At 61.4% G+C, this 20,940-nt stretch carries 15 protein-coding genes; 6 read left to right on the top strand and 9 right to left on the bottom strand.

Going from position 1 to position 20,940, the window contains the following annotated elements:
- Positions 1–70 precede the first annotated feature (70 nt).
- Entirely contained in the window at positions 71–871 is an 801-nt protein-coding gene (locus tag ABNU55_RS05395; RefSeq protein WP_290750433.1) for a lipid A-modifier LpxR family protein, read from the bottom strand.
- Positions 872–1,516: 645 nt separating this feature from the next.
- Between ABNU55_RS05395 and ABNU55_RS05390 the strand changes: the two genes are divergently transcribed.
- On the top strand, positions 1,517–3,700 hold the full coding sequence (locus ABNU55_RS05390) for a TonB-dependent receptor (RefSeq protein ID WP_290750429.1): 2,184 nt from the start codon (positions 1,517–1,519) through the stop codon (positions 3,698–3,700).
- Positions 3,701–4,763: 1,063 nt separating this feature from the next.
- On the opposite strand, the gene ABNU55_RS05385 is transcribed toward ABNU55_RS05390, so the two are convergent.
- Together ABNU55_RS05385 and ABNU55_RS05380 are read right to left on the bottom strand one after the other, a co-directional pair.
- Complete coding sequence (locus tag ABNU55_RS05385; protein WP_348764264.1) at positions 4,764–6,569, bottom strand: ribonucleoside-diphosphate reductase subunit alpha; 1,806 nt, start codon at positions 6,567–6,569, stop codon at positions 4,764–4,766.
- 410 nt (positions 6,570–6,979) lie between these two features.
- Positions 6,980–8,143 (bottom strand): serine hydrolase, encoded by a 1,164-nt coding sequence (locus ABNU55_RS05380; RefSeq protein WP_290750425.1) that lies wholly within the window; start codon positions 8,141–8,143, stop codon positions 6,980–6,982.
- 45 nt (positions 8,144–8,188) lie between these two features.
- On the opposite strand from ABNU55_RS05380, the gene ABNU55_RS05375 reads away from it, so the two are divergent.
- The gene (locus tag ABNU55_RS05375; RefSeq protein WP_290750422.1) at positions 8,189–8,509 is read left to right on the top strand and encodes a hypothetical protein; all 321 of its coding nucleotides are present in this window, start codon (positions 8,189–8,191) and stop codon (positions 8,507–8,509) included.
- Between the two features lie 7 nt (positions 8,510–8,516).
- On the opposite strand, the gene ABNU55_RS05370 is transcribed toward ABNU55_RS05375, so the two are convergent.
- Positions 8,517–9,383, bottom strand: a complete 867-nt coding sequence (locus ABNU55_RS05370) for a DUF3298 and DUF4163 domain-containing protein (RefSeq protein ID WP_290750420.1) — start codon at positions 9,381–9,383, stop codon at positions 8,517–8,519.
- 33 nt (positions 9,384–9,416) lie between these two features.
- Positions 9,417–12,542: a bifunctional proline dehydrogenase/L-glutamate gamma-semialdehyde dehydrogenase PutA gene (gene putA, locus ABNU55_RS05365; protein WP_290750417.1), complete on the bottom strand. Its 3,126-nt coding sequence runs from the start codon at positions 12,540–12,542 to the stop codon at positions 9,417–9,419.
- Positions 12,543–12,664: 122 nt separating this feature from the next.
- Between putA and ABNU55_RS05360 the strand changes: the two genes are divergently transcribed.
- A complete protein-coding gene (locus ABNU55_RS05360) occupies positions 12,665–13,768 on the top strand; it encodes a glycosyltransferase family 1 protein (protein WP_290750415.1) in 1,104 nt (367 codons plus the stop codon).
- Positions 13,765–14,646, top strand: a complete 882-nt coding sequence (locus ABNU55_RS05355) for a phosphotransferase (protein ID WP_290750413.1) — start codon at positions 13,765–13,767, stop codon at positions 14,644–14,646. The genes ABNU55_RS05360 and ABNU55_RS05355 overlap by 4 nt, the downstream gene beginning before the upstream one ends.
- Here the strand turns inward: ABNU55_RS05355 and ABNU55_RS05350 are convergent.
- On the bottom strand, positions 14,643–15,737 hold the full coding sequence (locus ABNU55_RS05350) for a substrate-binding domain-containing protein (protein WP_290750410.1): 1,095 nt from the start codon (positions 15,735–15,737) through the stop codon (positions 14,643–14,645). The genes ABNU55_RS05355 and ABNU55_RS05350 overlap by 4 nt on opposite strands.
- Before the next feature lie 87 nt (positions 15,738–15,824).
- Entirely contained in the window at positions 15,825–16,682 is an 858-nt protein-coding gene (gene murI, locus ABNU55_RS05345; RefSeq protein WP_290750406.1) for a glutamate racemase, read from the bottom strand.
- Positions 16,683–16,833: 151 nt separating this feature from the next.
- Between murI and ABNU55_RS05340 the strand changes: the two genes are divergently transcribed.
- Positions 16,834–17,469, top strand: coding sequence for a hypothetical protein (locus tag ABNU55_RS05340; protein WP_290750403.1), 636 nt, complete (start codon positions 16,834–16,836; stop codon positions 17,467–17,469).
- Between the two features lie 20 nt (positions 17,470–17,489).
- On the opposite strand, the gene ABNU55_RS05335 is transcribed toward ABNU55_RS05340, so the two are convergent.
- Both ABNU55_RS05335 and ABNU55_RS05330 read right to left on the bottom strand, forming a co-directional pair.
- A complete protein-coding gene (locus tag ABNU55_RS05335) occupies positions 17,490–18,914 on the bottom strand; it encodes a dihydrolipoyl dehydrogenase (protein WP_348764263.1) in 1,425 nt (474 codons plus the stop codon).
- A 26-nt stretch (positions 18,915–18,940) separates the two neighbouring features.
- On the bottom strand, positions 18,941–19,969 hold the full coding sequence (locus ABNU55_RS05330; protein WP_290750400.1) for a putative zinc-binding metallopeptidase: 1,029 nt from the start codon (positions 19,967–19,969) through the stop codon (positions 18,941–18,943).
- Positions 19,970–20,058: 89 nt separating this feature from the next.
- On the opposite strand from ABNU55_RS05330, the gene ABNU55_RS05325 reads away from it, so the two are divergent.
- Positions 20,059–20,940 carry a hypothetical protein gene (locus ABNU55_RS05325; RefSeq protein ID WP_290750398.1) on the top strand — a complete coding sequence of 294 codons (882 nt, stop codon included), beginning with the start codon at positions 20,059–20,061 and terminating at the stop codon, positions 20,938–20,940.

The following is a 20,940-nucleotide window of genomic DNA, read 5'->3' as shown; positions in this document are numbered from 1 at the left end:
GGGGGCGTCAGCTTAAAATCACGAAAAGAAGGCAGAAATTCAGCGCTTGCTCGCGCAATGGCGGTCGCGTCTAGCGGCGGAGCGTGAAGCTCACGCCGGCAAAGTCCTCGGCGGCCTTCTGACCATTAAGCCCGCGCTCATTATATTCCACTTCGCGGTGGATATAGCTCAACGAGAGCTGGCCGCTACCCCTGGTGAACGACACGCCTGCCTGCATGTCGCCGACTGTAACCTGGTTGCGAAGGCCCATGCGATTGGTGAGATTGCGCTCCCCATCGGGTTCATAGACAAGCGCTTCGCCGTCCGCCCCGGCAAACAGGTACCAGCTGCCAGCATAGGCGCCCATGTCGCGCTTGTCGAAATTCTGGCCGATACGAATTTCACCGCCGACGCTGCGCTGTTTGAAGGGGCCATCCTTGGAGACGCTCATCCGGGGCACAACGCCCACATCGAAACCGAAACCAGTGGATTCCGTTGGCGCGGAGATCGCGACCTGCGCATCGAAGTCTCTGATCTGACGGACAGGCTGCACGACCGAGGCAGCCGCGCGCATACGCTGGGAACTGATCGCGGCAGGCGAGGTCGGCACGCGCGTCCGGTCGTTAAACGTCCGAACGCCAACGGCTTCATACGACCGCAGGCCGGAATTGTGATCCGGCTGATGCAGGGCGAGCTCCGGCGCGTTCATTGTGTCGGCCTGACGAAAGGAGAAATTCGTCTCAGCCGCCAGGCGCGGCGGGCCCGCCTTGTCCTCAGTCTGCCCCAGCCGGTAGTCGATTTCACCCGCCAGGGAGTCGTTCTGCGCGCCTTGGGCCTGTGAACAGCCCTGGCACCCAAGAATTAGAAGGGATGAAATCGCAACGATCATCATCAAACCTTTCCCCACGGCCCACTCAATCTGAGAGGGCACTAACCCCGTTTAGCCTACCATACCGATAACGGACTTCACAGGATGTTTCCGAAAAATCATTAAATCTACAAGCAGAAAAAGCGATACACGCATAACTTGTTCCCGGGCCAAGCGGATTTTTTCTGAACGGACTGTAGTGCGCGCTACAGATACAGCTGGCGGCCCCCCGCACCTGAACATAGCGCTTGAGAGCCCGGATATTTTTGTTATCAGGTAACAATATGGCATGGTTCCGGTCTCCTTTCCTAGGCAAAGCTCTTCTGGCGGCCCTGTTTCTATGGGTTCAGGGCGCCGCGCTTTACGATGCTGCTGCGCACGGCGATGCCCCGCACCAGCACTACGGCGTTGCCTGCGATCTGGGCCATGCGGTCGCCCCGCAGGCTGTGCCTCTGCCAACGACACCCGCCCTGCCCAGGCCCCCGCTTGCCTTCACTGTCACGCAGCAACCCTCCCTCGACTTCAGACCCTGGTCGCGTCCCCCCGGCCGCGCCCCACCCCCACGAAGTCCCCCTTTCCTCAACCGGTAGACACTGACGCTGCCCGGCCTGCGGAGCACCGCGCTTCCGGCTGGGCGATATACCTGTTGATTGAGGGGAATACCCAGACATGACTTCCAGAATCCTGCGCCGCACGCTTGCGGCGACCCTGCTCATGGGCGCCAGCCCTATCGCCTTCGCCCAGAACGCTGCCTCAGCGCCCGAGACCGACGCACCCGAACGCCTTTCGACGGTCATCGTCTCCGGTGTCGGGCCGCAACGCGACACCGATGAGATGATCGGCAACGCTTCGGTTGTCACCCGCGACCAGATTGTCGAGACACTCCAGGCCTCGCTCGGCAACACGCTCGACAGCGAGCCCGGCGTCTCCACGACGCATTTTGGCCAGGCGGCCAGCCGGCCTGTCCTTAGGGGCCTCGGCGCCGAGCGCGTTCTGGTGCTGACCAATGGCATTGGTGTGATTGACGCGTCCGCAGCATCGCCGGACCACCAGGTCGCCTCCGACGGTATCGATGCGGAGAAAATCGAGATCCTTCGCGGCCCGGCGGCCCTTGCCTATGGCGGCCAGGCGATTGGCGGTGTTGTGAACGTCATCGACGGCCTAATTGTCGAGGAACTGCCGGACGAGCCGGTCTCCGGCGAGGCCTATGGCGCCCTCAACGGCGTCAGCGATGGAGAAGAAGGCGCCGTCAAGGGCCGCTTCACAACCGGGCCTTTCGTGCTGTCGCTCTCTGCCTCTGCGCGCGACTTCGATGATTACGACATTCCCGGCTTTGCGGAATCCTCACGCCTTCGCGCATCTGAAGAGCATGATCATGAGCATGAAGAAGAAGAGGGCGAGGACCACGATGAGCATGAAGGCGAGGAAGTCCGCGACACACTGGAGAACTCATTTGTAGAGACCGAGTCCTTTGCCGGTGGTCTCTCATGGGTCGGTGACGGCGCCTTTGCGGGCCTCGCCATCCGCCGCCAGACCTCAACCTACGGCCTGCCGGGACATAGCCACGCGCACGGTCACGAAGGTGAAGAGCATGAAGGCGAGGACCATGAGGAGGAAGAGGGTCACGAAGAAGGGCATGAAGAAGAGCAGCCCTTCATTGATCTCGAACAGACCCGCTATGATTTCCGCGCAGGTGCCGATCTCGACTACGGCCCCTTCACCCGCATTGCCGGGAACGTCTCCATCGCCAACTATGAGCACACCGAGTTCGAGGCTCCGGGTGAGCCCGGCACGCGCTATGAGAGCGAGGGCACCGAAGGCCGGCTTGAAGTCGGAACCAGCGTCGGTGAGTGGGAAGGCGCAATTGGCCTCCAGGCACTCGACAAGACGCTGGATGCCTTTGGCGACGAAGCCTTCATCACCGAAACCGACACGACCTCTACGGGCGTCTTCCTCTATCAGACACGCGAATGGGATAATGGCTTCGGTGTCGAGGGCGGTCTTCGCTATGATGCGACCGAGCTGGACAATGCCCGCTTCGGGACCCGCGAGTTCGACCTGTTCTCCGGCTCGTTCGGCCTCCACCAGCATTGGGACAATGGCTGGTTCGTCGGCGGTCAGGTCAGCCTGACCGAGCGTGCGCCGAATGAGAGCGAACTCTTTGCAGATGGCGCCCACCTTGCCACCGAACAGTATGAAGTCGGCAATGCGGATCTGGACAAGGAGCGCGGGGTCAATTTCGAGGGCACCGTCCGCTGGCGCGGCGATAATGGCTTCGGCATCGGCGCCAACCTCTTCCACACAGAGTTTGATGGCTTCATTTACCTCACACCGGGTCAGACGCTGGAGGACGACGTCCTTGTCGACGAGATTGACGAGCTTCCGGTCTATCTCTTCGTCCAGCAGGATGCGAGCTTTACGGGCGGCGAGATCTATGCCGACTACACGCTTCAGGATGGCCCGCTGGGCGCAGACTGGCGCGCTGAGGCCAATGTCGACTTTGTCAGCTCCGACATTGATGGCGGCGGCGATGTACCCCTGCTGCCACCGACGACCTTCAATGCCTCGCTCGATGGCGACTGGGGCCTCTGGAAGGCGGGAGCAAGTGTGACCGTGGCCGGCGACCAGGATGATCCGGGCGAAGGCCAGCTGCCGACAGATGGCTACACCACGCTCGATCTGCGCGGGGCCTTCTCGCTCGCAGATGTCGGCTTTGGCAGCGAGGGCACCGAACTCTTCCTCGAAGCCCGCAACGTCACCGATGAGGAAGTCCGTTATGCGACCTCTGTGCTGAAGGACACCGTACCAGCCCCCGGCCGCAATATCCGCGGCGGTGTGAGGATTGTATTCTAGACTTGGTTATCATCACCGACCTCGCCCGCGAAGACGGGGGTCTGGTGAGCCAGGCGCTGCGCCCAGCCTTTCCGGGATCCCCGCCTTCGCGGGGATGATCGGCAAAGTTGGAACGCCCCCAACAAAAGCCCCGGCTCATCGCTGAGCCGGGGCTTTTTCTCGTGCCCCTAGGGCTGGAGACTATTGGCAGGCAATATTTTGCTAATTGCGGCTGACGGCGGGCATAACTATCAAAAGGCACCGCAACGATCAGTCCCGCTTAGAGGGCTTGTTTCCGTCTTTGACTACACGCCCCGGTGGCTCTTGCGGGCGCTGATTGGTTGTCTCAGCCGGTGGTGGCGGAGGCGGAGGCGGAGGCGGTGATTTCGGGTTTTCTGCCATGCGACAATCTCTCTAACTATTATTCACTAAGCTCAAGCCGATCTGCACTGTTCCGGCCACACCCAATGTGGCGAGCGCCAATATCATTCTCTTCTTTAGCTTATGATGATGCTCGGAGCGCCTGTCATTGATCCTTCCATTCGTAGAAGCGCAACGGACGAACTCTCTCGTCAAAAAAGACGAAAATTCGTGTTCTGCATTAGAGGTGTCGGTCTCGTACTTCCTCACCTCCGACTGATATTTGTGAAGCTCATCGGCGTGAGCTGGAAAACAGTAACCCTTATTTATCGCGACTTTCCATAGCTCATAACAAGCCGCGATAAGGAGCAGAGCCCCTACGCCGACAACACCGATCGAAAGATACTCGTACGCGTTATCGAAGCGTTCTACATTCGAGGCTAGGGTATAAAGCGCACCGCCAGTGAGCGTAATTATTCCAAGAGGCAAGCTAAGGAGCTCATTGAAACGCTCTCGCCGCTCTAGCTCATAAGCGTGCAATTCGCGAAAATAATCCTCTGGGTTCATGGCATAATAAGAACTAGTCTAGAACATCTCATAGTTGATTAGGCTTGGTTGATACTTCCCCGATTCTTTCGAAGAGTCGAATAAGGCCCCAAAAATGCAAAACCCCGGCCCCTGATGGAGCCGGGGTTTTCTACATCCCCTCAGATGTACGCCGCGCCTACTGGCAGGCGAGACATTCGTCATAGTCGGTGTTCGGCACATCCATGCCGGTGGTCTTTTCCTTGTCGGCGGCGCCCGCAAAGCTCGCGCGCTGGACCGATTTGGAGCGGCAGTAATAGAGCGACTTCAGCCCCTTTTCCCAGGCCGTCCAGTGCAGCATGTGGAGGTCCCACTTGTTGATGTCGGCCGGCAGGAAGACGTTGAGCGACTGGCTCTGGCAGATATAGGGGGTGCGGTCTGCGGCAAGCTCGATGATCCAGCGCTGGTCAAGCTCGAAGGCGGTCTTGAAGACGCCCTTCTCATGCTCATCCAGGCAATCGAGGTGCTGGACCGAGCCTTCATTCTCCAGGATGGAGGACCAGACCTCGTCTATGTTCTCGCCCTTCTGCTCCAGCACGCGCTCCAGCTGCGGGTTTTTCACCGTAAAGGAGCCTGAGAGCGTCTTGTGGGTGTAGACATTGGCCGGGATCGGCTCGATGCCCGCAGAGGTGCCGCCACAGATGATAGAGATCGACGCGGTCGGCGCCACGGCCATCTTGTGGCTGAAGCGGGCCATCATGCCAGCCTCGCGCGCATCCTCGCAGGGGCCACGCTCCTTGGCGAGCTTCACCGACGCCTGGTCGGCGCCCGCGCGGATGTGCTTGAACATCTTCTCGTTCCAGACCTTCGACATCGCGCTTTCGATCGGCACATTCATCGTCTGCAGGAAGGAGTGGAAGCCCATCAGGCCGAGGCCGACAGAGCGCTCACGCTTGGCCGAATAGACAGCCCGGGCCATCTCGTTCGGCGCGCGCTGGATGAAGTCCTCCAGCACATTGTCCAGGAAGCGGAAAATGTCTTCCAGGAAGCGCTCATCCTTGGACCATTCCATGAACTTCTCGGCATTGACCGAGGAGAGGCAGCAGACCGCCGTGCGGTCCTCGCCATTCTGGTCGACACCGGTCGGCAGGGTGATCTCCGAGCAAAGGTTCGACTGATGAACCTTCAGGCCGAGCTTGCGCTGGTGCGCCGGCATGGCATTGTTCACCGTATCGGTGAACAGAAGATAGGGCTCGCCGGTCTGGATGCGCAGCTCAAGAATCTTCTGCCAGATCTTGCGGGCATTCACCTTGCGCAGCACTTCGCCGGATTTCGGCGAGCGCAGGCCGAACTCCTCGTCATTGCGCACCGCTTCCATGAATTCATCGGTGATGTTGATGCCATGGTGCAGGTTCAGGGACTTGCGGTTGAAGTCGCCGGACGCCTTGCGGATTTCCAGGAACTCCTCGATTTCCGGGTGATGGATGTCGAGATAGCAGGCGGCCGAGCCACGGCGTAGCGAGCCCTGGCTGATGGCGAGCGTCAGGCTGTCCATCACGCGGATGAAGGGGATGATGCCGGAGGTCTGCCCATTCTGGCCGACCTTCTCACCAATAGAGCGGACATTGCCCCAATAGGTACCGATGCCGCCACCATTGGAGGCGAGCCAGACATTCTCGGTCCAGGTCTCGACGATATCGTCAAGCGAATCGCCAACCTGGTTGAGGAAGCACGAGATCGGCAGGCCACGGTCGGCCCCGCCATTCGAGAGGACGGGCGTCGCCGGCATGAACCAGAGGCGGGAAATGTAATCGTAGATACGCTGGGCGTGGTCCTGATCGTCGGCGAATGCCTTCGCGACGCGGGCGAACATGCCCTGATAGGTCTCACCAGCCAGGAGGTAGCGGTCCTCGAGGGTCTTCTTGCCAAACTCGGTCAGCAGGGCGTCGCGCGACTCGTCAATCTCGATCTCGATCTCGCTGACAACCTTGAGGTCCGGACGCATCTGCCCCTTCGGCTTGCCCCGGCGAAGAGCGGCGCTGGATTTGGTGGCAACAGTGCTCGCAGACATGGTGTCATTCCTCTCAATCGGCCCGTGATATATGGGGGTTCGGCTCCCAAAGCGCCATATGCGGTGCTTCTGCCCAGTCCCAATACTAGATATAGTGTTCCTAAGGTTAAGGCTTGGTCAATGGGGAGTCTGCCGGTTTTGATCTCATTGTCGTGGAATTCCTGTGGTGAATGGTGGGTATCCTGTCCGCAACCCCCGTCACACAAAGCGTTCAGCGGCTGGCTGTTATTTTCGTTTCGCATGCGGAAAGTTTTGCGGGCCCGGCCCTCATCGAGTCAGGCCCCGCCCGGTCTTTCCGCAAGACGATAAGTGCGGGACCGATAAAACACGTTCGACGGTTCGAATCAGGGGGCTGAAGACACCTCAGGCTCGGCATCGGGAAACAACCGCGCGATGGACTGATTCCACTCATAGAGAGCCGGCCAATTATTGCCGCCATTCGGCATGATACCGAGCCTCACGATCACGAGATCTTTTGACGGCACGACCCAGATGGTCTGGCCCTCATGGCCCTGCGCGGAAAAGGCATCAAAGGGCGGTGTGGTGGCGGCCTGGCCCTCCGGCACCGGATCAGGGTCCGCGCCCAGCCACCAGCCCGCCCCATAGACATTGGCCTTCGTCGAGGCCGGGTCACGGCGGGAGAAATCCACCCAGCCTTCCGGCAGGAGGCGCTCACCCTGCCACACTCCACCGCGGAGATATAGATAACCGAACTTGGCAAAGTCGCGCGCCGACGCCCAGACAAGCGACCCGCCGAGGAAAGTCCCGGCCGCATCGAACTCCGGGACGGCCTCCATGCCGATTGGCTCGAAGAGCATCTCATCCATCGTGCGGGCAAAACCGGCTTCATCCTCTGCGCCGGTCACCTCCTGCAGCGCCCTTGCGATCAGGTGAAAGCCCGCTGTCGAGTAATTCCATACCGCTCCCGGATCGTGCGCGAGTTCGAACTCATCCACTATATGTTGTGCCACATCGAACCGGCCCGGCCCGTACATCATCTGGACGACATCGTTATCCATGAGACCTGTCGAGCCGATTTCCAGATAGTCGAGCCCGTCCGTCATGGTCAGCCACTGGCGCCAGGTGATCTCGCTCCGCGGGTCATCCGCAGCGAAAGGGCTCGGCATCGGGGTGTCGATATCCTCAATGAGACCCAGCATTACCGCGCGGCCCGCAAGCGCCGACGTGATCGACTTGGCCATGGACCAGGAGACCTGTTTCGTGTCCGGCCCGAAATTCTCAGCATAGGCTTCAAAGACGAGGCGGCCCTCATGAATGATCACGATGGCCCGCGTCTTGCCCATTTCCTGGCCCTGATCCCGGTTCATCGCCTCCTGGACGAGAAGCTGAAGGTCGTCACGCGTCTCCTCAGGCAGCTCACCTTCCGGCCAGCTCTCCGTCGGCCATGCCAGCCCCTCCGGTTGCGTGGGCAACGGGACGAGGTCCTGCGCCGAAGCCTGCAGGCCCATCGCGCAGAGAACAGAAACGAGGAGAGACTTGAACAACATCGGCGCGCTCCGTAACGATCAGACCTATAGCTTTAGAGGCAGAGCATGAAACTCGTCAAAGCCGCGATCGTCATCATCATCATGCTGGGCGTCGCCGCCATTCTTGCCTGGCAGTTCCTGATCAAGGACCAGGTCGACCTCGCCCGTGTTGCGACGCCCTATGGCGCCAAGATGGTCTGCTCTTGCCGCTTCGTCGCAGAGCGTCCGATGGAAAGCTGCATGCAGGATTTCACGGAGGATGTGAGCGCCGTCAGCTTCACCGAGAAAGAGAACGCGATCCGCGCCAGTGTTCTGGGCGGCATCGTCAGCGCGACAGCGGTCTACAAAAACGGTCTTGGCTGCACCTTGGTGAAGCCGGACCGCTAGACCACCCTTACGGGGCTGGCGGCGGCGTCAGCTCTGTGACGTCCCCATCGAACGCCTCGCGGTAACGCGGCTTCAACTCTGCCTCAAAGACAGACGCCGGCACCCCGATTTCGTAAGCGCCCTCCGCATAGGAGCCCACCATGTAAGGCGCGAAATGATAGATCATGCCGCCTGCGAGATCGTCGCTGCCCCCTGGGGCCACGGTGAAGTTCTCATAGACGCTGGCATTCTCCTCAAAGGCTGGCCGCACCCAGGTATCGAGAATCTGCTCATCGCTGGCATCGAAGCCATTCAGGCGCTCGCGCTTGGCTTCCATCAGCTTGGGTTGAAGCGAGGCACGCATGATCTGGCGCGCCTCTTCGGGATCGGCGAAGAGATCCGCAAAGCCGACCTCGGTGCCCTTTTTGCTATCCCAGTTCAGCACCTCAAAGGTGTAGTTTGGATGGGCCCCGCCCGTATAGGCCGCGAACACGCCAAGGAAGGAGCGCAGCATGCCATCCTCAGGGCCAACCTGTTCCCAGCTCACGGTCAGGGAATGCGGCTTGAAGTCATAGTCGCCATTCTCCGCCGCGCGCCGGTCATTCTGGGCGGCCTCAAGGAAGCCGGCCTGCCCTGCATTTACGCGCTCGCGAAGGGTCTTCGCCAATGCCTCATCAAGCTCGTCCAGATTGGCGGGCAGGCTGATGTCGATCGAAGCAGCCTGGCTGCCATTGACGATGGCGATCCCCTCGCCCGGGCTGGAAAAGCCGTTTCCGGCCGGCTGCTCAGGCCGGGGAAGCGCAGAAACGCGGACGCTTTCGGCCTCTTCAGCCTGTTCTGCGCCACAGGCTGCAAGCAGGAGGGCGCCGAAGGCGATCAAATAGCTCTGCTTCATCCCCACCATTCCCATTCTGGATAATAGACAAGTCTATAGACTGAGCAGTTCCGGATCGCCACCCTGTGCCGTCACGTCGACTGTCACCACACGCTCTGTGCCAAAACGCAGCATATAGTGAGGCCCGCCCGCCTTGGGGCCGGTGCCAGAAAGGCCTTCCCCACCGAAGGGCTGCACGCCAACCACAGCGCCGGTCATCGACCGGTTCACATAGGTATTGCCGGCATGGACAGCCTGACGGACCTTCCCGGCGAAGCTTTCCAGACGCGAATGCACGCCGAGGGTCAGCCCATAGCCCTTGGCCTCCAGCTGCGCCCCGACCTCTGCGATATTGTCGGGATCGTAGCGCAGGACATGCAGGACCGGGCCGAAGGTCTCCTTCTCGATCTGGTCGATGGAGGACAGCTCGATGATGGCGGGGCCGAAGAAGTGCCCGCCCTGCGGTGCCTCAAGCGTTTTGATAAGCTCTGCCTCGCCCTTCATGCGCGCGAGATAATCGTTCAGCATTCCGCAGGCTTCGCCATCGATGACCGGACCGATATCGGTATCCGCCTCCCCGGGGTCGCCGATCTGCAGCTCGTCCATCGCCCCTTTCAGCCCTTCCAGCAGGAAGTCAGCGGTTGCGCGCGGCAGGAAAAGAAGCCGCAGCGCCGAGCAGCGCTGTCCGGCTGAGCCGAAGGCGGAGACAAGGACATCGTCGATCACCTGTTCGCGCAGGGCCGTGGTATCGACGAACATGCCATTCAGCCCGCCCGTTTCGGCGATGAGCGGGATGATCGCGCCCTCCCGCTCTGCCAGCGTCCGGTTGATGAGACGCGCCGTGTCGGTCCCGCCGGTAAAGCAGACACCCTTCACGCGCGGATCACGGGTCAGATAGGCGCCGACCGTTTCGCCCCGCCCGGGCAGAAGGTGCAGCGCATCGCCCGGCAGGCCGGCCGACTGGAAGATACGGACCGCTTCATAGGCAATGATCGGCGCCTGTTCGGCGGGCTTGGCAATGACGGTGTTGCCTGCCCCAAGCGCCGCGGTGATCTGGCCGGTAAAAATCGCCAGCGGGAAATTCCAGGGCGAGATACAGGCAAAGACGCCGCGGCCATGAAGCGAAATATGATTGGTCTCGCCGGCCGGCCCCGGAAGGCGGGTCGCCCCTTCAAAATGCTCTTCGGCCTGGATTGCATAGTAGCGGCAAAAGTCGACCGCCTCGCGCACTTCCGCGATACCGTCGCCAAATGTCTTGCCCGCCTCTTCGGCCATCAGGGCGACAAGCCGGTCCATATTGGACTCAAGCGCATCGCCCATATCGGAAAGGATTTTTGCCCGCTTTGCACCGCCCAGCGCGTCCCATTCGCCTTGAAAAGCGACCGCTGCATTCAGGGCGGCATCCGCATCGGATTCGCTGGCCTCAAGGACGGTGCCAAGGCGGCGGGAGGTATCGGCCGGTGCGAAGACCTCCGCGCCCCCCTCTGTCTTCGGCTTACCGGAAATGATCGGGCCGGAAACGAGCGCGCTGCCCTGACGCAGCTGCTCCACATTCTCTTCCAGAACCTTGCGCTCGCTTGCCTGCGAGAGGTCAACACCAATCGAATTGCGCCGCATCGGCCCATAGAGGCGCGGCGGGGTTGGAATACGCGGATGGCGGCGGGGGCCTGCCTCAACCTTGGCAATCGGATCGTCCACCACCTTCTCGACCGGGACATCCGGGTCGAGGAAGGAATGGACGAAGCTCGTATTCGCGCCATTCTCCAGCAGGCGCCGGACCAGATAGGGCAGCAAATCCTTATGTGCCCCGACCGGCGCATAGACGCGCACCTTGTCGGCCTTGTCGGCAGCGCCATACAGCGGCTCGCCCATGCCATGCAGGCGCTGGAACTCATAATTTGTGACGCCTTCGGACTCGGCCATCATCAGAATGGTCGCGAGCGAATGGGCATTATGCGTCGCAAATTGCGGATAGATGCGCGGACTCGCCTGCAGCAGCGCATGCGCGCAGGAGAGGTAGTTGATGTCGGTACCGGGCTTGGTGGTGAAGACCGGGAAGTTCACCATACCCTCTTCCTGGGCATGCTTGATTTCGGTGTCCCAATAGGCGCCCTTCACCAGCCGCACCATGATCCGCATATCCGTCTCGCCGGCGAGGCGTGACAGTTTCTCGATCACCTCAAGCGCCCGCTTCTGATAGGCTTGGACCGCAAGGCCCAGCCCTGCCCAGCCCTTCAGGGAAGGCTCCCGCATGAGACGCTCCAGAATCTCAAGCGAGATGACCAGCCGGTCGGCTTCTTCAGCATCCAGGCAGAGATTGATATTGGCCTTGGCCGCCGCCTCACAAAGCGCCAGCAGGCGGGGATAGAGCTCGGCATGCACGCGCGCTTCATTGACCGCCTCATAGCGCGGATGAAGGGCCGACAGTTTGACGGAAATGCCGTTCTTTTCTTCGGGCGCGAAAGACGCATCGCCATCAGCGGCGACCGCCTCGATGGCCTGCATGTAGGAGGTGAAATACCGCTCGGCATCTTCCTTGGTGCGGGCCCCTTCACCCAGCATGTCGAAACTGAAATTGGCCGCCTCGCCCGCCTTTACCTTTTTGCGCCCGCGCTTCAGGGCTTCGTCAACGGTCCGGCCGAGCACGAATTGCTCGCCCATGATCCGCATTGCCTGCATCATGGCCGTGCGGATGACCGGCTCACCGCTTTCGCGGATCAGATTCGACAGGAAGGTGGATGGGCCTTTCTTCGCGTCGCTTGGCGGACCGATGACCCGGCCGGTCAGCATCAGCCCCCAGGTGGAGGCGTTGACCAGCCAGCTATCGGACTGGCCGGAATGCGAGCCCCAGTCCCCGGAGCGGATTTTTTCAGCGATGAGATCGTCGCGCGTCTCGGCATCCGGCACGCGCAGCAAGGCCTCTGCAAGGCACATGAGCGCAAGCCCCTCGGCATTGGAAAGCCCGAATTCTTCGAGAAAACTCTCCATCATCCCTTTCGGCCGGCCAGCTGCCCGCGCAGAGCTGACAAGCTCCCGTCCGCGCCGGACCGCAGCCGTGCGGGCGCGCTCATCAAGCGGCAAGGCTTTCAGAAGGTCGGCGACCAGGGCTTCCTCATCGGCGAATTTCAGGCGATCAAGGCTATCCCATCCGGCCTCTGCTTGCTTGAGCGTGTCTGGCATTCTTTTGCTCCCTTGATCGTCCGTCGTGCGTTGTCATTGTATCGCAAACCACCCGCCGGGTTTACGCTGGAGAACATGCCTCTAAAAGTGGGCGGTGGCAGAAAAAGCGGCAAGGAGTCCAGATGCGTATCATGCTTATCACCGATGCCTGGGAACCTCAGGTCAATGGTGTGGTCAGGACCATGAAACGCGTCATCGCCGAGTGCGAGGAGATGGGCCATGAATGGGAGATTGTCTCACCCGCAGACGATTTCCTGACCATGCCGCTTCCCACCTATAGCGAAATCCAGCTTGCACTTTTTGCCCGCAGTCGCATTTCCGAACGCTTCGAGAATTTTCAGCCCGACGCGGTACATATCGCGACCGAAGGCACCCTGGGGCTTGCCGGGCGGGCCATGTGCCTGAAGGAGAAACACCCCTTCTCCACCTCCTACCACACCCGCTTTCCTGAATATGTCTCGGCGCGTTTTCCGGTGCCGACCTCGTGGGGCTACAGCTATGTGCGCTGGTTTCACAAATATTCCGGCAAGGTGATGGTCGCGACGCCCTCCATGCGCGCCGAGCTTGAAGAACACGGCTTCAACAATGTCGTCTCCTGGACGCGCGGTGTCGATATCGACCTCTTCAACCCGTCGCGCCGGATAGAAGAAGGCCAGCCGGGCGACCCGTTCGAAGGTCTGCCGCGCCCCATCTTCCTGAATGTCGGGCGTGTTGCGGTGGAGAAGAATATAGAGGCCTTTGCCGAGCTTGATCTGCCGGGCACCAAGGTCATCGTCGGCGAAGGCCCGCAGCTGGCAGAGCTGAAGCGCAAATATCCGAAGGTGAAATTCCTCGGCGCCCGCTTCAATGAAGATCTCGCCACCTGTTTTGCGAGCGCGGATGTCTTCTGCTTTCCAAGCCTCACCGACACGTTCGGCCTTGTCATCCTCGAAGCCATGGCCGCGGGCACGCCTGTGGCGGCCTTCGATGCGCCGGGCCCGCGCGACATTATCCCGGGCTCCAATTCCGGCGTCATCAGCGACGACCTTGCCCAGGCCTGCAAGGACTGCCTCAACCTCGACCGCCAGACCACGCGCGCCTATGCTGAAGGCTATAGCTGGCGCGCCTGCGCCGAAGCCTTCATCGAGAATCTCGATCCGCTTCCTGTGCCCGAGCGCAAGCGCTTCTGGCAGAAGATCAGGTTGCGTCGGCGCAAGAAGAAATTCCCCGACACGAAAATCGGGTGAGTACCGCGCCTGACATAGACACGCTGAAACGCCTGATAGGCCAGCAGCTGCCAGAGCTTGCAGGCAAGCCTTTCTCACGCGTGCGCGCTGCAGGCACAGACAATCTCATCTTCCGCATCGGTGAAAGCCATTGCCTTCGGGTCCCCCGCGGCCATGAAGGCATACCCTCGCTCGCCTATCGCGAACCGGCTGCCATGCGAAACCTGAAGGATTTGCCGCTACAGACACCGCAGCTTGTCGATCATGGTCTGACGGACACGCCGCAGGGCTGGCCCTGGCTCGTCTGTACCTGGCTTGCGGGCGAAAGCGCCGAAACCGGCGGTCATGCGCTGACTGAGATGGATGCGAGACGCCTCGCCCTTTTCCTGCTCGACCTCCAGGGCCAGAAACGGGATTTCGCGGCAGAACCGAATATCGACAATCACTGGCGCGGCTGTCCGCTATCGCATCGAGACAGCCCGACGCGCAGCGCGATTGGTGAGGTCGCTGAAGACTTCGATGTCATCGCGCTGGCCGCGATCTGGAATGCCGCATTGGAAGCTCCCCCCTGCCCGGAGCGCGACCGGACATGGATCCATGGCGACCTTCACGCGGGCAATCTTCTGGTACGCGAAGGTGAGCTTTCTGGCGTAATCGACTGGGGGCTTTCTGGCCTCGGCGACCCGGCCTGTGACCTCATGGCAGGGTTCACCCTGTTTGAGGGGGCGGTCCAGGAGGTATTCTGGCAGGCGTCCGGCATCACGGAGACCGTCTGGCGCCGCGCGCGCGGCTGGGCGCTGTCGACCGGCGTCATCGCCTATGCCCACTATCGAGGGACAAAGACGCCGATCGAGAAGCGCAGCCGGAAACTCCTCGAGGAGCTGTCCTTCAGCGTCTAGCTCTCTGCCGATTCGATCGTCTCAAGAGCCAGCGCCTTGCGGCGCACCTCTTCGCGCTGGTCTTCCTGCAATGGGATCAGCCCTTTCTCGACAAGATAGCCTGTCGGGCCCCAGGCATCCTCCTGCGTGAACTCGGAAATGAAATCGACAAGACCGGGCACAAGATTCACATTCTGCCTCTTCACATAGAAGAACATGGAGCGCGAAATGCCATACTCGCCGCTCGCAATCTCCTCGAAGGTCGGGTCGTGGCCCTCGATATGCGCGCCTTTCAGCCGGTCAAGGTTCTGTTCCAGGAAGGAATAGCCCATGATCCCGATACTGTCGGGGTTCTTCATGAGCGTCTGGACAATCGCCGTGTCGTTTTCACCGGAGTCGATCCATTTGCCATCCATCCGGATCGTGGTGGCGCGGCGCGCGAACTCTTCCTTGTCCGTCTCGGCCAGCGCCGCCAGTTCGGGGATTTCCTCTGCGCCGCCCTCCATGGCAAGTTCGGCGAAGGCATCGCGCGTGCCGGAAGTCGGCGGCGGTCCGGAAACAAGGATCGGCATATCGGGCAGGTGGTCGGCCACATCCTTCCAGGTCTCGTTGGGGTTCTTCTCCCAGCCGCCCTCACCGTCCGGCAGTTCTTCGGCCAGCGCGCGGTAAATCTCTTCCTTTGAAAGGTCGAGCGTCGGAGAGGCCTTGGCGTTCGCCAGCACGATGCCGTCATACCCGATCTTCACCTCAACGATTTCGGTGACGCCAGAGCGTTCACAGAGGGCAAGTTCCGAAGCCTTGATGGGGCGGGACGCATTGCTGATCGAGGGTTCCTTGGGGCCGATCCCCCGGCAGAAAGCCTGAAAGCCCCCGCCCGTCCCGGTCGTCTCGACGATGGGTGTCGGATATTCAGAGACCGCGCCGAATTGCTCGGCAACCGTCGTGGAAAAAGGGGCCACCGTCGACGAGCCGACAATCCTGATCTTTTCATCCGGCGAGGCCGCGAACACCTGAAGCTCTCCAGAGCTTGCGTCGATCTCGGAAAGATCGGTCTGCGGTGAACAGGCAACGGCAAGGAGGCCTGCGGTCAGGGCCAGGAGCATGTTGCGCATGGAATCGTCCTTGAAGGTCGGCAATCGGGTTCAGACTGCCCCTTTATCGAAGTTTTGTGACAATGGGATGGAAGTTACTGCAACCGGTCAGGTCTGAACCAGCACAGCCGGTTGCAGCGCGCCGAATCCGAACCTCTCACACACTTTCAGCAGCCTTTCATGCCCGCCTCCAGTGTCGGTCACATAAAGCCGTCCGCCCTCGCGTGACGTCGCAGGGCCCGCATGTGACTGTCCTGACAATACACGCAAAGTCTGACGGGCAATCGCAGCCCCGGAATCGATAAAGCGCACCCCTGCCGGGGCAGCGGCTGCAAGCTGCTCCGCCACCAGCGGAAAATGCGTGCAGGCCAGCACGATCGTATCGATCTTCTCGCCGGATTTTGCCTCAAAGATGGGGCGCAGCGTGTCAGCAAATCCTTGCGGGTCATGCGGCTCGCCCGCCGCCACCGCCTCGGCTAGCCTCACAAGCTCCACACTCCCATGCAGGATCACGGTCACGTCGCTCGCAAATTCCTCGATGAGCCGGGCCGTATAGGCGCGCCGGATCGTTCCGGGGGTTGCCAGCAGGCCGATGACACTGCTTCTGGTCTGGGCTGCGGCTGGCTTGATTGCCGGCACCGTCCCGATGACCGGAATGTCGAGGCGGGCGCGCACCTCGTCCAGCGCGAGTGTACTGGCGGTGTTGCAGGCGATGACGAAAACATCCGGTCTGGCCTGCGCGGTCAGGGCTGCTGCAACCTCAGGAAGGCGGGCCCGCAGGGCCTCGTCGCTCTTGTCGCCATAGGGGAAGAAGCCGGTATCGGCGGCATAATCGACAGCCAGACCGGGGGCCATCTCCCGGATTTCCCGCGCGACCGTCAGCCCGCCCATGCCGGAATCGAAGACCAGCACGCGGCCCGTCTCCGGGACGTCCGGCGGTGTATCTGTCTGGTCCGGCTCTCTCATCTTGCCTCCACTCCTGCCGCATAGGGCAGTTTGAAGGCGGCGTGAATATGACCTCGCAAGGGCAGTTCATAGCCCCTTCGCGCGCCCTGGCTTGATATAAGGCCGGAAACAGCTTATGTTGCAGTGCAGCATAACCAGAAGGTCAAACCCCATGTCGACAGAACAAGCACCGGTCAATGCGTTCCAGATCTGGACGGAGTCGGTTTCGGCATGGCGCGACCTCAGCCGCAGCGCGGGCGAAGCGTGGATGGATGCTCTCATGTCCATGAACCCCGGCCCGGACGACGCCGCCCCTGAAGCGGCCACGCGGGACCTTTTCCGAAAGCTTGCTGACCTCAATCTTCAACACTGGGAAAACGCCGCCAAGGTGATTGAGGCCATGCCGGCCTGGATGCGCTGGCCCCAGACTGTGCCGGGCGACATGCTGACTGACTGGTTCGACCGTATGCGCCGCGAAACGCCTGCGCAAGCTTTCACGCCCTTCATGCTCAAAGCCACGCCAGCATCTCCGCCAGAAGAGGCGCCTGTCGCCAATGCCCCGCGCCAGCCCTCTGGTCTTGCCGCGCCCGAAGGCGACGCGGACGATCTTACCCGTATCAAGGGAATCGGCCCGAAGCTCTCAAAGACGCTGAACGAGCTTGGCATCTATCATTTCCGTCAGATCGCCGGCTGGCAGAGCGATGAGGCGGACTGGGTCGATGATTATCTGTCCTTCAAGGGCCGTGTGATGCGCGAGCAGTGGATCGAGCAGGCCCAGAAATTCGCTTCGAACGGCGCGCTGCACTAGCGCTGAAGCTTTCAGGCCGCTTATCCCGGCCCGAAATCGCCCGGCAACTGTGCATCGTTGCGTGAGTCCGGGCGCGGCAGGGAAAGATCACTGCAGATCTGTTTCAGCGCTGTCTTCAGCCCTTCTTCGACCGTCGGGTGATAGAAGGGATTGTCCAGCAGCTCACTCGCCGTAGCGCCATGCTCTATCGCCCAGACCAGAATATGCGCCAGGTGCTCAGCATCGGGCCCCACAAGGCAGGCCCCGGTCAGCGTCCCGCAGCCCGTTCTGGCGTATATCTCGCAGACGCCCGAATTGCGGCCCATCGCCTTGGCCCGGCCCTGATCGGCATAGTCGACACGCCCTACCACAGTCTCTTTTCCCTGCGGCTCGCCAAGGACGGCCATGTTTGGCTGGGTGAACATGATCTGGAAGCGTGCTGTCCGCGCAAACGCCTTCACATCGGGGAAACCGGCCGCATTGGCGCCCGCAATCGTCCCCTCTTTTGAAGCTTCGTGCAGGATCGGGCGATCGTGATTGGCATCGCCCGCGATGAAGATTGGCGCATCGCCACATTGCAGTGTCTCGCGGTCGAACTCTGGTGTGCCATGATCATCCAGGGGCAGCCCGGTCTTCTCAAGATCGAGACCATCCAGCAGGGGCGCGCGGCCGGCTGCGACCAGAAGGCGCTCAAAATGCGCCGTGCGGGTATGTCCTTCCTCCTGCCAGGAAAGCTGGACACCCTCTTCAGTCTTCGAGGGCTGCGGCTCCACGCCGAGATGGAAAACAAGCTCATTCTCTAGGGCGGTGCGCAGAGATGTTTCAGGTTCACCTTCCGGCATTCCCGCGATCTGCTCGCTCATGTCGAAAACCTCGACCTTCACGCCGAGGCGCGAGAGCGCCTGCGCCATTTCCAGACCGAGCGCACCGGCGCCGATCACCCCGATGGAGGCGGGCAGGGCCTGAAGCTCGAACAGGGTTTCATTGGTCAGGACCGCCTCGCCAAGCTCGTCAAAGCCGGGCGGCAGGACGCTGGCAGAGCCTGTGGCAATGACAATCGTCTTCGCCTCCACCTGCTGGCCATCGCTGAGCCCCAGCCTGTTGGCCGACAGGAATTTTGCAGAGGCCTTGACCGCGACCCCGTCCGGCAGATCGTCAATCTGGTCGCGCACCCCGGCGGCGAAACTGTCGCGCAGCCGCCGCACGCGTTGCATCACAGCTGGCCCGTCCACCTTGGAGATCGCTGCGTGAATGCCGAACTCGTCTGCCTTACGGACGCCATGGGCGGCCTCGCCCGCCGCGATCAGTAGCTTCGATGGCATACACCCGACCGTGGCGCAGGTGGTCCCGGCAAAATAAGGGTCGATCAGGGCCGTGCTGGCACCGTTTTGGCGGGCCCGCCGCTCTGCCGCGAGGCCTGCGGTACCCGCCCCGATAATCGCAACATCTCTTATTATTTCGGCCAGAACGCTCTCCCTTTGTGTCAGGCCCTCTACAGCGATGCAGACCGGAAGGGGTTCCAGTTCCGCTTCCGCCGGTGCGGCTGCGTTCTCTCAATCGGCCCTTTCGCAACAGCTTCCCGCACGAATTTGAGTTTCTTGCGAACCTTGGGCGCGATGACAAAGGGATAGATATCAGCCAGCCCCATAGACCGGTTGATATGATTGAGCGCGAGGCCGAGCGAGGCCCCCGCCGAAATGACGCTTTCGCTGTCAGCTGCCCGATAGGCATCGGGCACATCGGCGCCAGGCGCTTTGAGCCTGGCAGCATTCGCGCTGTCGAGCATGTCTGTCAGGTGAACGATATGGGCAAAGCTTTCGGCCCAGTCCTCATGCGGATGGCTGGAGGCATAGCCCGTGATATGACGGGTTTGCCAGTCTTGCGGCGGCCCCTGCTCGTAATGGCGCGAAAGGGCAGCCCCGTAATCTGCGCGTTCGTCGCCGAACAATTTGCGGAATGCGTCTGCAAACTTCGCGTCCTGAACCAGCCGGAAGAAGACATAGTGACCGAGCTCATGGCGGAAATGCCCGGTCAAGGTGCGGTATCGCTCGCTCAGCCTCTCGCGGCGCTCGACCCGGCGCGCGGGATCGGCTTCGGTCACATTGATCGTGATAAGCCCGTCGGCATGCCCCATCGTGACAGGCGCATGGCCGGTTGAGGTGTGCTCCGACAGGAGGTGAAACCGCGGCTTCTGGCCTGCATCATTCGCCTTCAGCCAGCCCCATTGGCCCAGATTGACCAGCACCCAGCGCTTGGCCGCCTCGGTGTCGGCCCAAAGCGGGATATTCGTCGTGACAAGCGAATCCGGGACGATCTCCGTCATCGCGCAGGCGCGGCAATAGGTGCCCGGGCCTGCTTCGGCATGCCAGTTGCAATCGATCTGCTCGCGATTGGCACACGGCACATCCAGTTGTTCGAACGCTTCCGCTTCCGGATCGAAGCTGACACTTGTGCCGCAGGCGCAAGTGAGATTATCGAAATAGAGGGGACCGTTACAGGTGGGGCAGGTGAAGATCTTCATTTTTTCACATCCGGACATGGCAGTGATCGCCATCCGCAATAACGCCGTCGGCATTTGCCGCGTTCCGGTCTGCCGGAGACGCAACTGACATGCTCTTCCTCCGGCCCGGTCCTGCGAAGACAGCCGTCGTCCTTCTGGTCGGCATCGGGCTGGCCGTGCCCGCCACATGGATCCAGCTGCAGCTGCTCATTCCGGAACTCCTGAGACCCAGCGGCGGCGTCGAAGCGGCCATATTCATCTGGCAGTATCTGCGCGACCTTCACGCGGGCCCTGCCTTTCTGGCCATACCGGGCCTGGTCTTCCTCGGCCTTGTGATCCTCCCTGCCATAAAGCTGGTGAGAGAAGATGGCGGGCGCGGGTCGGGTGTCCTCGTCATTCTCGCCGGGGCGGGGCTGCTGGCCCTTCTTGCGTTGCCGGAAGCTTTTCTCGCAGCGGCTCTCGCGGGTGAGATTCATGGGCTGATTGCCCTCACAAGTGCGCTTCTCTTTGCCAGTGGGCTTGCCTTCTTCGTGACCGGCTCAAGCCGCCTGCTGGCGCTCGCCTATCTGTCATGGGCGCTCATCGCGGCGGTGAGTTTCATCGATCTGACGTTCCTTGCCCGCAGTGAGGAGACGCAGCCCGGCACCTGGCTCGATGTCGCCGCAACCCATGCCGGAGGGGCGTCCATCCTGCTGTCCACCTTCGCCTTGCTTGAGGCTCGCGCCCATCAACGGGGCCTTCGCCAGTCCGGCATAATCGGCGCGCTTCTGGCCTTCATCATCTGTGTTTCGGCAAGCGCGATGGTGATCTTCCAGTACCGCCTTGGCGTCGCAGACGTCCCACGGTCATTTGCGGGCGACCGGCCCGACATTGCCGTCGACATGTATATCGCTGGCGCTGGCGCCTTTACGCTGGTTGGCGCGACCCTCGCCGGCCTGCTACGACACTTCCTTCTGATGAGGCCTCGGCCGCCCGAGGCTCATCAGGCCTAG

This window comes from uncultured Henriciella sp., assembly GCF_964005855.1.
In the GTDB taxonomy this organism is placed as follows: domain Bacteria; phylum Pseudomonadota; class Alphaproteobacteria; order Caulobacterales; family Hyphomonadaceae; genus Henriciella.
The sequence above is the reverse complement of the archived record's forward strand: the minus strand, read 5'-3'. Positions and strand labels throughout refer to the sequence as shown.

Coding starts and splice junctions, on each gene's coding strand:
- ABNU55_RS05395 (WP_290750433.1), bottom strand. CDS start 871: ATGATGATCGTTGCGATTTCATCCCTTCTAATTCTTGGGTGCCAGGGC.
- ABNU55_RS05390 (WP_290750429.1), top strand. CDS start 1,517: ATGACTTCCAGAATCCTGCGCCGCACGCTTGCGGCGACCCTGCTCATG.
- ABNU55_RS05385 (WP_348764264.1), bottom strand. CDS start 6,569: ATGCGTCCGGACCTCAAGGTTGTCAGCGAGATCGAGATCGAGATTGAC.
- ABNU55_RS05380 (WP_290750425.1), bottom strand. CDS start 8,143: ATGTTGTTCAAGTCTCTCCTCGTTTCTGTTCTCTGCGCGATGGGCCTG.
- ABNU55_RS05375 (WP_290750422.1), top strand. CDS start 8,189: ATGAAACTCGTCAAAGCCGCGATCGTCATCATCATCATGCTGGGCGTC.
- ABNU55_RS05370 (WP_290750420.1), bottom strand. CDS start 9,383: ATGAAGCAGAGCTATTTGATCGCCTTCGGCGCCCTCCTGCTTGCAGCC.
- putA (WP_290750417.1), bottom strand. CDS start 12,542: ATGCCAGACACGCTCAAGCAAGCAGAGGCCGGATGGGATAGCCTTGAT.
- ABNU55_RS05360 (WP_290750415.1), top strand. CDS start 12,665: ATGCGTATCATGCTTATCACCGATGCCTGGGAACCTCAGGTCAATGGT.
- ABNU55_RS05350 (WP_290750410.1), bottom strand. CDS start 15,737: ATGCGCAACATGCTCCTGGCCCTGACCGCAGGCCTCCTTGCCGTTGCC.
- murI (WP_290750406.1), bottom strand. CDS start 16,682: ATGAGAGAGCCGGACCAGACAGATACACCGCCGGACGTCCCGGAGACG.
- ABNU55_RS05340 (WP_290750403.1), top strand. CDS start 16,834: ATGTCGACAGAACAAGCACCGGTCAATGCGTTCCAGATCTGGACGGAG.
- ABNU55_RS05330 (WP_290750400.1), bottom strand. CDS start 19,969: ATGAAGATCTTCACCTGCCCCACCTGTAACGGTCCCCTCTATTTCGAT.
- ABNU55_RS05325 (WP_290750398.1), top strand. CDS start 20,059: ATGCTCTTCCTCCGGCCCGGTCCTGCGAAGACAGCCGTCGTCCTTCTG.